The 12,387-nt window shown below is 68.6% G+C and carries 9 protein-coding genes, 1 tRNA gene and 1 pseudogene; 8 read left to right on the forward strand and 3 right to left on the reverse strand.

The window, feature by feature from the left end:
- Positions 1-10 precede the first annotated feature (10 nt).
- On the forward strand, positions 11-1,780 hold the full coding sequence (locus tag BM414_RS17275; protein ID WP_093581255.1) for a CocE/NonD family hydrolase: 1,770 nt from the start codon (positions 11-13) through the stop codon (positions 1,778-1,780).
- A 102-nt stretch (positions 1,781-1,882) separates the two neighbouring features.
- Here BM414_RS17275 and BM414_RS17280 read toward each other — a convergent pair whose 3' ends face one another.
- A complete protein-coding gene (locus BM414_RS17280; RefSeq protein ID WP_093581257.1) occupies positions 1,883-2,902 on the reverse strand; it encodes an LLM class flavin-dependent oxidoreductase in 1,020 nt (339 codons plus the stop codon).
- Positions 2,903-3,223: 321 nt separating this feature from the next.
- Between BM414_RS17280 and BM414_RS17285 the strand changes: the two genes are divergently transcribed.
- The 3 genes from BM414_RS17285 (at position 3,224) to BM414_RS30900 (ending at position 6,082) form a co-directional block, all read left to right on the forward strand.
- A complete protein-coding gene (locus tag BM414_RS17285; RefSeq protein ID WP_175551648.1) occupies positions 3,224-4,510 on the forward strand; it encodes a wax ester/triacylglycerol synthase domain-containing protein in 1,287 nt (428 codons plus the stop codon).
- Positions 4,511-4,934: 424 nt separating this feature from the next.
- The gene (locus BM414_RS17290) at positions 4,935-5,924 is read left to right on the forward strand and encodes a tyrosine-type recombinase/integrase (protein ID WP_245784794.1); all 990 of its coding nucleotides are present in this window, start codon (positions 4,935-4,937) and stop codon (positions 5,922-5,924) included.
- Entirely contained in the window at positions 5,921-6,082 is a 162-nt protein-coding gene (locus BM414_RS30900) for a hypothetical protein (RefSeq protein WP_245784795.1), read from the forward strand. The genes BM414_RS17290 and BM414_RS30900 overlap by 4 nt, the downstream gene beginning before the upstream one ends.
- Before the next feature lie 16 nt (positions 6,083-6,098).
- Here the strand turns inward: BM414_RS30900 and BM414_RS29495 are convergent.
- A tRNA-OTHER gene (locus tag BM414_RS29495) sits at positions 6,099-6,154 on the reverse strand.
- Between the two features lie 708 nt (positions 6,155-6,862).
- Here BM414_RS29495 and BM414_RS17295 point away from each other — a divergent pair.
- Entirely contained in the window at positions 6,863-7,711 is an 849-nt protein-coding gene (locus tag BM414_RS17295; protein WP_175551649.1) for an alpha/beta fold hydrolase, read from the forward strand.
- A gap of 654 nt (positions 7,712-8,365) precedes the next feature.
- Here BM414_RS17295 and BM414_RS17300 read toward each other — a convergent pair.
- Positions 8,366-8,590: pseudogene (locus BM414_RS17300) on the reverse strand (IS5/IS1182 family transposase); the annotation flags it as partial.
- A gap of 662 nt (positions 8,591-9,252) precedes the next feature.
- On the opposite strand from BM414_RS17300, the gene BM414_RS28510 reads away from it, so the two are divergent.
- The 3 genes from BM414_RS28510 to BM414_RS17305 all read left to right on the forward strand — a co-directional run bounded on the left by BM414_RS28510 (position 9,253) and on the right by BM414_RS17305 (position 12,231).
- On the forward strand, positions 9,253-9,522 hold the full coding sequence (locus tag BM414_RS28510; RefSeq protein WP_139245923.1) for a hypothetical protein: 270 nt from the start codon (positions 9,253-9,255) through the stop codon (positions 9,520-9,522).
- Positions 9,523-9,542: 20 nt separating this feature from the next.
- Positions 9,543-11,075, forward strand: a complete 1,533-nt coding sequence (locus tag BM414_RS28515) for an SGNH/GDSL hydrolase family protein (protein WP_175551650.1) — start codon at positions 9,543-9,545, stop codon at positions 11,073-11,075.
- A gap of 391 nt (positions 11,076-11,466) precedes the next feature.
- Entirely contained in the window at positions 11,467-12,231 is a 765-nt protein-coding gene (locus tag BM414_RS17305) for a hypothetical protein (RefSeq protein WP_139245925.1), read from the forward strand.
- The last annotated feature ends 156 nt before the right edge of the window (positions 12,232-12,387 follow it).

A 12,387-nucleotide genomic window follows, 5' to 3' on the forward strand; every position in this document is an offset into this window, starting at 1 on the left:
AGGCACCGGCATGAGCACGCACATCCCCCTCAGGGGCTCCACCGCCGGCCGGCAGTACGCCGGCTGGGAACCATGCGCCGTCGCGATGGAAGGGCTCGGGAACCGAGTGCTGGCCGACCAGCGCGTCCCGGTCGCCGGCGGCGCCGAGCTGCACGCCGACGTCTACGTCCCCCGAGCACCGGGCCGTTATCCGGCTGTCGTGTCCTTCGGCGGCTACGCCACCGAGAGGGCCACGGCGGGCATACCGGCTGGCTCGAACGAGATCGGCTCACCGCCGGTGTTCACCGACCGCGGCTACTGCCCCGTCGTCGTCGAGCGCCGGGGGATGGGCCGATCGACCGGCGAGCAGGTGATGTTCTTCGATCCGCAGGACGTCGACGATCACGAGGCGGTAATCGCCTGGGCGGCCGAGCAGCCGTGGTGCAACGGGGAGGTCGTGCTCTTCGGCACCTCCTACTACGCCGTGTCCCAGCTCAGCGTCGCTGCGCGCAAGCCGCCGGCGCTCAGGGCGCTGTTCTGCAACGAGGTGTCGACCGACCTGTGGCGCCACCTGGTGCACTTCGCCGGCGTGCCCGCCTGGTTCTTCGTCAGCCTCTGGATGGGCGGGAACTACACGCAGGAGAACTACGACGAGCGACTGTCACCGGATCGCCGTGCGCTCCTCAGCCAGGTCACCAACGGGCCGCTGCACCCCCTGCTCGAGCGGCTGGTCCACCACCGGGTGTCGGGGATGTTCGAGTCCTTCGAGTCCGCCACGCCCGTGGAGTTCATGCGGCGGATCTACGCGCACTGGATGTTCGACGAGAAGACCCGCGCGCAGGCGACGATCCCCGAGGGCCCGACCGCCACGCTCGGCGAGGTCGAGGTGCCCTTCACGGTCGTACAGAACCTCGGGTACTTCAACCTGCACCAGTTCGGCTGCTACGACCTGGTCGCCAACGCGGGGACACCTGCCGACTCCCGGTGGCTCATCCTCGCCCCGCCCGCCTTCGACCTGCCGGTCTACTCGTGGCAGGGTGAGGCGCTGGCCTTCTTCGACCACGTCCTGCGCGGCACCGACAACGGCTACGCCGAGCAGCCGCACGTGCGCTATTGGGTCGAGGGCGCCGAGCGCTTCGACACGGCCACGGCCTTCCCGCCCGCCGGCGGGGAGGTCCGGCGTCTGCACCTCGGGCCCCCGGACGAGGACGCCACGACCTGCCGGCTGAGCCGGGAGGCGAGGGCTGAGGGCTCCGGGTCTTGGGTCGCCGTCCCCCTGGGGCTGCCGCAGCTCGGCGGCCTGGACGAGGTGGCCCACCAGGTCCTCGCCTTCGACCTGCCGGTCGAGGAGGACACCCGGCTCGCCGGTCCGGTCACCGCCCGACTCACCTACAGCTGCAACGAGATCGACTCCTACGTCGTGGCCCGACTGTCCCGGCTCGACGCCGCCGGCGAGTGCCACCAGCTCTCCCTCGGCGCCATCCGTCCCGCGTCCCGCACCGAGGAGGAGGGACGCAGCACGCCACTGGAGATCGCCATCGACGCCGGGCTCCGTGAACCCCTCGTCCCGGACGAGCCGGTCGTCCTGCGCTTCAGCCTCACGCCCGGGCCGACGCTGCTGCGCCCCGGGGACACCCTGCGGCTCGAGCTCGCCAGCCGGGTCGACCTGCTGCGTGCAGACCCGAGTGAGGGCTACGCGCAGTTCGACATGCCCGTGCCGCCCTACCCCTGTCGCAACACCGTGCACTTCGGTGGTGACAGCTGGATCGAGGTCACCGAGGTGCCGCTCCCGGCGCCCTGATCCGACGGCCGGTGGAGGACACGTGGCCATGCCCAGGCGGCTTCGTCGACGTGCCCCAGCAGCACGAGCGTGGCCGGCTGCCCTGCGCGGGCCTCCGGTCCGTCATCCCGCGCCGGTCGCGGTCCGGAGCCTCGGTAGCACCTCGGCGGCGAAGAGCTCGTTCGAGGCGGCCAGGACGTCCGGGTCGGCGTCCCGGGAGCCGGGGACCACGATGATCCGGTCGAGTCCCAGGTCGATCAGCTCACGGAGCCGGGTGGTGCAGTGCTCGGGGGAGCCCACGACGGCGAAGCGGTCGAGGAAGGCGTCGGGGAGCAGTGTCGCCTGCCCTGCCGTGGTGAGCCCGTGGGCCGCCTCGTCGTAGGCCGCGCGCACCCGTTCCACCACGGCACGGTCGTCGTCCGGCACGACGTCGTGCGGACCCTCGCTGACGAAGTGGGCGAAGATCGCCGCGCTCCCGCGGACCAGGTCGCGCGCCACCGCGGCGTCCGGGTGGACGGCGACGTTGACGAAGGCCCCCAGCGAGAGCGGAGCCCCCTGGCCCTGGACGGCGTGCCGAGCCTCGGCGACCGCCCAGGCCACCCGCCGTGGATCGGCCCCCACGGTGAAGTCGACCCGGCCACAGTGGCGGGCTCCGACCGCGATGGTCGTCGGACCCGTCGCGGCCACCGACACCGGGACCTCATCCGCGTGGAAGGGGTCAATCCACGCCATGCGGGCGGCGACACCGCCGGTGGGAACGGCCCGCCCGCTGAGGAAGCCCTTCAGCTGGTCGAGCCCCTGCTCCAGCTCCTCCGTGGTGGCCGGGTGCAGGCCCAGCTGCCGGACCGCCGAGTCGCCTCGACCGAGGACGACCACGGCCCGCCCGCCGGACTCGACCTGCAGCGTCGCGAGGGCCGACGCGGTGACCGCCGGATGGCGGGTCACCGGGTTGGTGACGGCGGGACCGAGCCGCAACCGCCGCGTCGACCGGGCGGCGAGGGCCAGCTCCACGTACGGATCACCCACGAGGTTCTCGCTGTCGGCGAGCAGCAGGCCGTCGAACCCCCAGGCCTCCGCCTGCACCGCCAGGGCGGTGGCCCGGCGTGGCACCGGGAACCCGTGCAGCCAGAACTCAGTGCTCATCGGGCACCCCCGGCCCGGCCGTCGGCTCCAGCGGCGGACGGGCGCTCCGGTCCCGGGCGCGGCCGCCTCGGCGGATGGACACGACACCTCCACCTGGCACGGTCGATGCCGACGAGCGGCAACGTAGCCGTCGCCGGATCGCCTGTCGACGACCCTGGCTCGTGACGGGACCGGCGGACGGTCGTGCAGCCGCCGGGGCGCTCCGGATCCACGGCCCCTGCAGTCCGCACACCACCGGCCGGATGCGCCGCGACGGGGACGATGGGTAGGGACCGGGGATCCTGCTTGTCCGGACCCACGCCCCACCGGCAGGCTGCTGCCGTGCAGGTCCCGCTGACCGCCGAGGACCGGACGATCCTCGCCCTGGAGGATGCCCGGCTGGTCGGGCACACCGCCACGGTGGTCCACCTGCCGGGAGGTGCTCCGGATCTGCGGCAGCTCCGTGAGGCGGTTGCCCGGCGGCTGCCGGCCGCGCCCCGGCTGACCTGGCGGTTGAGCGGGACGTCCGAGGAGCCGGTGTGGCGCTCCGACGAGGTGGACGTCGCGGCGCACGTCCGGGCCGTCGACGGTGCCGGCCCGCTCGACGAGGCGGGCGTGCGCACCGAGCTGGCCCGGCTCTTCGGGGAGCACCTCGACCGCAGCCGGCCGCTGTGGCGGATGGACGTGCTCGGCCCGCTCGCGGGTGGGGGCGCGCTCCTGGTGTGGCGGGTGCACCACGCGCTGGCCGACGGCGGAACGGTCGTGCGCCTGGCCGAGGACGTGCTGTGGGACCCGGCGCCGGCCGTGGCAGGGGCCGGGCAACACCGCTCGGGAACGGCGGACCCCGGGACGTCTCGAGCCGGTCGGGGACGTTCCTCGCTGTCCGGCGTGCTGACCGGTGAGCTCCTCCCCGGGCTCCGGCGCTCGCCGTTCGACGTGCGGGTCGGCCGCGAGCGGGAGGTGGCCCTCGCCGTGGCACCGGTGGCGGGTCTGCGCGAGGCCGCTCGCCGGCTGGCCGGGGCGACGCTCAACGACGCCGTGCTCGCGGTGGTGGCCGGTGCGCTGCGCCGGTGGCTGGAGCACCGGCACGGGCCGGTCCACGGGCTGACGGTGAAGGTGCCGGTGACCCTGCACCACGACGGCGACGACGTCGGCAACCGTGACTCCTACTTCCGGGTGGACCTGCCGGTGGACGAGCCGGACCCCGTGGCACGGCTGCTCGCCGTCCGCCGGGAGACCGCGGAACGCAAGGCGCGCCACGACGCCCAGGAGCTCGACGAGCTCACGAACCGGTTGGCGCAGCTCTCGCCCCGCCTGGCCGGTTGGTCGCAGCGACTGCAGCGGAGCGGGCGCTCGTTCGCGCTCAACGTGTCGAACGTCCGGGGACCCGACCGGGCGGTCACCGTGCTCGGCGCGCCCGTCGGCGCCGTCCAGCCACTCGTGGAGGTCGCGCAGCACCACGCGCTGCGGGTGGGGGTGCTGTCGGTGGCCGACCGGCTGGGGTTCGGGCTGGTCGCCGACCCCTCGGTGGTCGGGGACCTCGACCTGCTCGCCGCCGCGGTGGAGCAGGCGGCGGTCGAGCTGCTGCACGCCCGCCGGAACGGGACCGCGGGCGGCTCGGCCAGGTGAGCCGGGACGGGTCGGGTGACGTCTGTGCACGGGCGCGGCGAAGTGCATCGGTGGGGATCCACCCGACACAGCGGCGAAGCGTGCCGCCAGACCGATGGAGCCGCTGACGCGGGAGGGACCGCAGGGCTCCTCGCAGCCGAACCGGATGACGTCCGCGCTCGGTGGAGGAGCGATCGGATCGGTCCCTCCCGGAAGGGACGGTGGCGAGCCTCGGGCGGCCTAGTCGAGCGGGAGGGCGCCGTGATCACCTCCACGGGGTTCGCTGAGGAGCACTGGGCGGCCTGCGGGCCGTCGCAGGCTGTCTGGGCTGCGGGCGCCCGCCATTCGGAGCGGTGCGATGCGGCACCAGTTCACAGGCGCGGTTGTCCACAGTCGATCGCATTGCGTCGTTGACGCGGGGACACCTCGTGGGCACGGTCCGCGCATGGCGGGGTCGATCAACACGGTCGAGCTGGAGGACGGCACCAGGCGCCATCGAGCCCGGTATCGCGACGTCGCCCGCCGGCAGCACGAGCGGCGCTTCCGGCAGAAGGTCGACGCCCAACGCTGGCTCGACGAGCAGACGTCCGCGCTCGTCACGCAGACCTGGACGGCTCCCGAGCGCGGGCGGGTCACCGTGGAGGCCTGGGCGGCACAGTGGCTCGACGCGCAGACCGGCCTCAAGCCGAGCACGCGCTACCGCTGCCGGTCGCTGCTGCGGTCGCAGGTCCTCCCGCGCTGGGGTCGGTACCGGCTGGCCGACGTCACGCACGCCGACGTCGCCGCCTGGGTGGCGAAGATGAGTGGCGGGGGCCTCGCGCCGGCCACCGTCCGCCAGGCCCACCGCGTCCTGGCGCTCGTCCTCATCCTCGCCGTCCGCGACGGGCGCATCTCACGCAACCCGGCCGTCGAGGTGCCGCTCCCTCGGGTGCGGCGGGGCGAGCCGCGGTTCCTCACCCGCGAAGGGGTCGAGCGGCTCGCCGAGGCGGCGGGGGAGTGCGGCGACGTAGTCCGGCTGCTCGCCTACACCGACTGCGCTTCGGGAGCTGGCCGGCCTCCGCGTCCGTCGCGTCGACTTCCTCCGCCGCCGGCTGACCATCGCGAGAGCGCCACTGAGGTCGGCGGCACCGTGGAGTTCGGCGCACCTAAGACGCACCAGCAGCGGACCGTCCCGTTCCCCGTCGCGCTCGCCGAGCCGCTGGTGCGTCGGTGCGAGGGCAAGGGTCCTGACGACCTCGTCATCACCTCGCCGGAGGGCACGGTCCTCCGGTCGGGCAACGTCCGCCGCCGCTTCTCCGACCCGGCGGCTACTGCAGCAGGACTGGAGAACCTCAGTCCGCACGACCTCCGGCACACCGCGGCCAGCCTCCTGGTCGCCTCCGGCGCCCACGTGAAGGCGGTCCAGCGGATGCTCGGGCCGCCTCCGCAGCGATGACGCTCGACGTCTACTCGGGCCTGTTCGACGACGACCTGAGCGCCCTCGCCGAGCGCATGGACGCCGCCCACCAGGAGGCAGTCACGGAGCGTGTTGTGGGCGCCGTGTGGGCGCCGGCCAAGATCCGCGATCTCGACGACCCTCGACCACGGCGCTGAACTGCACAGACATCGGTGGGGCGGGTGGGACTCGAACCCACGACCCAGGGATTATGAGCCCGTTTCCGCCCCTCTCTTGACGTGCGTCGATCTTGGCGACTAGGCCGTTGAACTGCGCTTTCGTGGTTGGACGTCTCTGGCGCTAACCGACGGTTTGTGGTCCTCTTGCGGACTTTCTGCGGACTCGCTGCGGACTGGCGAACTTCCGCGGCTGACTCCTCAGCGACTGATAGGGCAGCCACTGACGAGCTCCAGTGGTGGCTCGTCGCCTGGTAGCTGCGGAGCATGGAGGTGCCATCTCGCTAGCAGGTGCGCGCCGCCCCGTTCCTGAAATCTCGTCCGTCTGTCCACCGAAGCCAGCCGAGCCGCCGCCGTCCGGCACCGCGGCGGCCGAGCTGCGTGTCCTATAGGGCGGCTTCGAAGCGGGTGCCAGGCCGTACCCGCGAACTCCAAGACGCTGGGACCACGAGCGGCCTTCGGCGAGGCCGCTGGGGACCACCACTTCCGCAGAGATCCCCAGAAGGCCCTGGGTGAGGACACCCAGCAGCGCTCGCCGGGGTGCTCGGCCCGGAGCATCCGATCACCTTGCACGCCGCGCGGGGCTGGCATCGGTCCCCTTGGTTGGAGATGAGGCACGCGGCCCAATGTTGGTGAACGGCGAAACCGGTCGTGCAGGTGAATGAGAAGCGCCCTGGCGCCACCATGCCCTGGGTGGACCTTGACCTCCGCGGCCTGCGCCACCATCGGGAGATGACAGAAGCTACGCCTCCGCAGACAGCGATGACCTCGGTGCTGGAGGATGGCCGGCGCATCTCCTGGGCCGAGTACGGCCGCGCCTCCGGAGTGCCGCTGTTGTTCTTGCACGGCACGCCGGGCTCACGACTTCAAGTTCGGAGGATGCACGGGCCGGCGATGGCTGCGGGGATCCGCGTGGTCGCACCCGAGCGACCCGGTTACGGGGCCAGTGATCCGGTGCCCGGCGGCGTCACCTTCACCGGGTACGCCGACGACCTGCGTCAACTGCTCGACCACCTCGAGCTGCCGATGGTCACGTTAGGAGGGGCCAGCGGTGGCGGCGGGTTCGCGCTGGCCACCGCCATACTCCATCCGGAGCGGGTCACGCGGTTGGTCCTGATCTCGGCAGCCGTGCCGGCTCCTCGCTCCGCGCTGCGGGGGATGTCTCCGCCACTGCGTGTGCTGCTGTGGCTGGCCGCGCATACCCCGGGGCCCACCGAGAGGTTGCTGGCCGCGCAGCTGTCGACCGATCTCGCCTCCGCCGCCAGCGTGAGGCGGAGACGCCGACTGCCGGCCGCCGACCGCCGGTTGTTCGACGATCCAACGTGGCGCGCCCACTTCGCGGATGACTTCCGTGAGGCCTTCCGGCAGGGGCCGAGGGCCACCGTGCACGATCTCCGCCCCTGGCGGGAACCTCTCGGTGTGAACCTGGTGAACCTGACCGTCGAGACCGTCCTGCTGCACGGGTCCGACGACGTCAACGTGCCCATCGGGATCGCCCGATGGTTCGCGGCGCAGGTGCCGTCCAGCCGGTTGATCGAGACTCCGGGGGCCGCCCACCTGTTCACGCTCGAACATCCCGAGGTGATCCTCGAGTGGGTCGCCCCCAGGTAGAGATCCTCACGGGCAGGTGTCAGCGAATGGACTGAAGTGGAGACAGGTGCTGGCGAGGAAGCTATTCCCTCGGCAGGCAGGCGTCGCCCGGCTGGGAGACCACAAACAAGACGTTGCGGAAGTAGGCCTTCCGTCTCTGGCCGGTCATAGCCCGTTGTCGCATGCCCTACGTATTCAGCAGGCTCGCCGTGCTAGTCCGGTGCAAGGCCCAAGGGGGAGGCCACTCAGGTCAGCGCCTCCGGAGAGCGGAAAAACGAGGATTGAGCGTCGTTGGCAGGTGCCGATTGTTGCGCATATTCCCAGGTCGGCGGCCTGAGTGGTCGCTTGCCGTGGATGGCCATGGATGGCCGCAGACGGACCTCGTGTTGCCCCAGTGTTGCCCGAGACGCCACACCGGTGGTGTCACCGGGCCTGGTGGCACTGGAGGACCGCTGATAGGGAGATGGACACCTGCGGGTGGGTCTTCGCAACGTGGCTGCCGGCATCCAGTGCGCGACCGACCAGGACGAGACGGTCGATGGCTGCGCACCGCCGGCCGCCGCCGGCTGCTCACCGTGGCCCGGCAAGGCCGCCCTGCGGGTCGGGGACCGGCTGGTCGCCGACATCGTGGCCGTGCTGGCAGAGCAGACGGTGGTGGTGCTCGGCAGCCCCGCGGCTGGCCCGCGACCTGTCCAGCCGGCCGGTCTCGCCCAGCCGATCCAGGACCGACCGGTGGAGCCGGTCGAAGGCGATGCCCTCCAGCACGTCTCGGTCGGCGGTGCGGGGCCGGCCGGTGCGGCCGTGCACTGCCGGCTTGCGCGGTGGGATCAGCGGCTCGACCAGCGCGCAGAGCTCGTCACTGACGAGCCGCCGCGGCGCCGAAGACACCGACGGCGACATGGCGCGCAGCCTGCGCCGATCCCACAGCGGCCGACGGAGCCCGAGGACCTACCTCCGCAACGTCTTCTCACCCCGCATGACCTCCGCCGGCAGTAGCAACGATCCTCGCCCACTTCACCTTCAGGGGCGGCGCGCCTCTGCCCCGGACCGACGATGCAGCTCGCGTCGATCAGCCTCCGGTATCGCGACCATGCGCACCCGCGCGGCCATGAGGAACGGTTCGCCCACGCCAGGGATGACGCAAAGAACCGCTGCGACGGAGCACTCGGACTTGACGGGCCAACCTAGTTTCAAGGTCCGCGGGGATCCCTTTGCGCAGCCGAGCCAGCCCCCCTTGGCAGCAGCGAGTGGTGCTGCCACCCTTGCCTCGAGTGACAGGAGGTGAGCTGTGGACGCTTCGTCCGGCCCCCCCTTACCCGCCTACGTTGAATTCCCGACCCGATTCCGGGCGATGACTACGCGGTCCAAGACGGTTTGCTCAGCTTGCCGCAACCCAGCCATCGCCATGCTCTCGGCCTGTCGGGACCCAAGCTGTAGTCGTCCGACCGTGTGCTTGAGATGCCCCTGGGGGAGTCTGACGCGGAGTCATGGACGCCGAGCCAACGTTGCGTGCCGCAAAGATGCAACGACAGGCGATGATCAAATGACAGGAGGTAGCCGGCATGGCAGTGCGCTTGGGCGGGCGGGTGGTTGAACTGCTCGCTACCAGGGATACAGTCAATATTGTATTGGACAACGATCCTGCCGTTGGGCCGAAACACAATCGGTTTATCCTGCGGAACAGTCATCAGAACTACAATGCACTTTATTCCCTAGCACTGGCCGCCGCGGCGAATCGCTGGACCCTGGTGATCAGAATCGCGGGCGACGCGCAGATAGACCCCGAGCAGGAGGCCGAGGTGGCCCTTCTCGGCGTTGCATGGGAGAGGTAGCACCTCAGCACTCCCCATCAGTGAAACGATTCTTCACCAAGAAGACCTCCTGTGCCGCACTCATGATGGGCGAATCCATGAGTAACGATGTTCCAACCTTTCGCTTTCTCGCCCACTCGCGCCTCCCCGAGCCAGGTCGTGATTACGATCCTGAAGTGCATCGGTATAGCGCTGCGTACGTCAACCCGGACGGTTACGGCCTGACCGTCGACGCCTTTCCCGGCGCCGACGTCGTAGAGGTCATCGAGGACCCAGAACCTCAGCAGGGAGGCCCCGATAACCAAGAACCGATAATCATCAAACGATTAAGGGTACCCGCGGACACTGTGGCTTTCGACTTCACTATCAGGCGCAGCAGTGGAGGATTCGAACAGACCGTTTCGAGAAGGATAGAAAGACTTGAGGGCGTGATCAATGAAGCCCAGTCAAATGCAGCCTGGAAACTGGGCGTCACCGTTCCCATGCAAGGCACCTACACCTGCAGCGTGCGACTCCGAAATCAGTCCGGAACGGGGCCGACTCGCGAGGCTTCTCTTGCACTGCGTGACCGCCTCGTGGTTGTGCTTGGGGACTCTTTCGCCTCCGGTGAAGGCAATCCAGACGAGCCTGGAGAGGTTAGCGGCATCCTCGGCGAAGGGGTGTGCGAGAACGCTACCGCTAACATCGTAATTAAGCGGACGGCCCCTATGCGTAGGGTGGCCAGTTGGCTTGAGCCTCGCGGACATCGCTCAATGCGATCGGGCCACGTTCGTGGTAGCGACGCTGCGCAAGACCTAGAGAGGGGCAGGGTTGTAACTCTGCTCTCCTTTGCCACGTCCGGCGCTGAGGTGGAACGTGGCCTGTTGTCAGCGCAGCATGATTGGCAGAGTGCGCTTGGAGGACAGGTTGAGGAGGCTAAGAGGGCGATAGGCAATCGACCCGTCGATGCGTTGCTGCTTTCCATCGGCGGCAACGATGTTGGCTTTGCTTCTGGTCTCGAGGGCCTCGCGGGCGACTGGAGGGATGGCGGTCGAGACGAGATGGTCCGCTCTACGCGACAGAGGATCGACGCACTGGCGGACTGCTTTGAAAAAATGGCAACACAGGTACAGTCGCTAGTTAACCCGCGACGGGTATATATCACTGAGTACCCGGCGGGGATGTTCGATAAGAGGGATCCTTCGGGACGCTCACTCGGCGTACGGGGGGATGGATGTGGAGTATTTGATTCTGGCATCTTCATGAGAGTGTCAATTGACGACGCAGAAGCGATCTTTGATCTGGCTCATCAACTCAACGACCAGATAAAGCGGGCCGCTGATCGATACGGTTGGACATACCTTGATGGTATTGCTGAAGGCTTCGCAGGGCATGGTTACTGTATGACGGGTGTTGACAGGTTCTTCGTCCTTGCCGAGGAGTCATGTCACAGTCAGGGCGATTTGAGGGCACGATGCACCCGAACGAGCGCGGCCACTCGGTGTACCAAAAGGTCGTTGCGGATGTGTTGCGACGGGAGTTCGAGAATGGTGCTATCGAGCGCTCAGGATGCTTGGAGTCGATCCTGCACATGATGACATGACCAGCAATCATCTCTTCCCTGCATGCAGCAACAATCATGCGAGCGATCAAGAGTCGGCGATCTGAAAGTATCGAGCCGAAATATCTGTCCCGACTCAAGGAAATCGCTCAAATCCTCGAACGCTTCTGGCGCTAGCGTCGGACATCGGTGGGGAGATGTACGTGGCACGAACCGCACGACGCGATCGACCCACTGCAATCAAGGTGCGCAATGATGCCTCCGTTGCGGGGATCGGCCGGAGGCAATATCGAGACGGGCATAACCCCACCCGGCAATCCGATGAGAGCCCAAGCCCTATTTCCGAGGCAGGCCAGGTCTGGGAGTTGATCTCGCTAGTCGTTGCCCCGACTACGCTCGCAACTGCACTCTTATACTGGTTCGGGTTGGAGTTCACGGAGGCTCGGTCTGGCTACTTTGGCCTCCCCGCCGAGATGCTGAACTTCTCGACCACTGACTATCTCGTTCGCGGGGTCGCGGCTGGTATCGTGCCGTTGATTGTCTTAGTCCTTTTCGTCCTCGTGGCCGTAACAATGTGGACCGCGGCTCGTCGTCTCGCGGATCGGCTCGGGGCCTCGGAGCGCTTCCAGTGGGCGCTATGGACGGTTGCAGGTCTAGGAGCTGCGCTGACCGTTGCCGGCTCGTACGCGATCCTCTGGCCGCTGCCTACGCCAATTAATGGGTACTTGCTCCCTCCGCTGCTGCTTGCCAGTGGTCCCCTGATCGCTACAGGCGCTCTGGAGATGCTGCGTCCACGTGGGTCCGAAAGGACATGGTCCGTCCGCATCGGCATCACCGCAGCAATTGCACTGACTTTGCTGAGCGTTTTCTGGGGCTCCTCCCTCTACGCGGACGCACTCGGTCGAGGACGAGCCGCAGCGCTGGCCGACTCGCTCGATCAACTTCCAGAGGTTCGGCTCTACAGCGAGCGCTCGCTGGGGATTGACCTCGGCGACGTGGTGACTGAACGGATGTCCAGCAATGAAAACCGGCGCTATCCGGTCCGGTACGACGGACTCAGGTTGCTCCTGCGGTCCGGCGACAGATATTTCCTTGTCCCTAACGACTGGACCGCGTCCACTGGCGTGATCCTGGTCGTCCTGGAAGCCGCCGATATCCGCATAGAACTGTCTCCTGGAGGCTCGTCATGAGCAATCGGGCCCTGGCCATCCTTATCGCTGGCGCGCTGTTCATGAGCCTGGTCGGGTGCACCAGCCAAGACTCCGAACAAACTGAGGCGACCTCCGCGCAAAGTAGTGATGACGGTGGGAATGGTGACAACGGGAATGGTGACAACGGGAATGGTG

Source organism: Geodermatophilus amargosae, from assembly GCF_900116515.1.
GTDB classification, from domain to species: Bacteria; Actinomycetota; Actinomycetes; order Mycobacteriales; family Geodermatophilaceae; genus Geodermatophilus; species Geodermatophilus amargosae.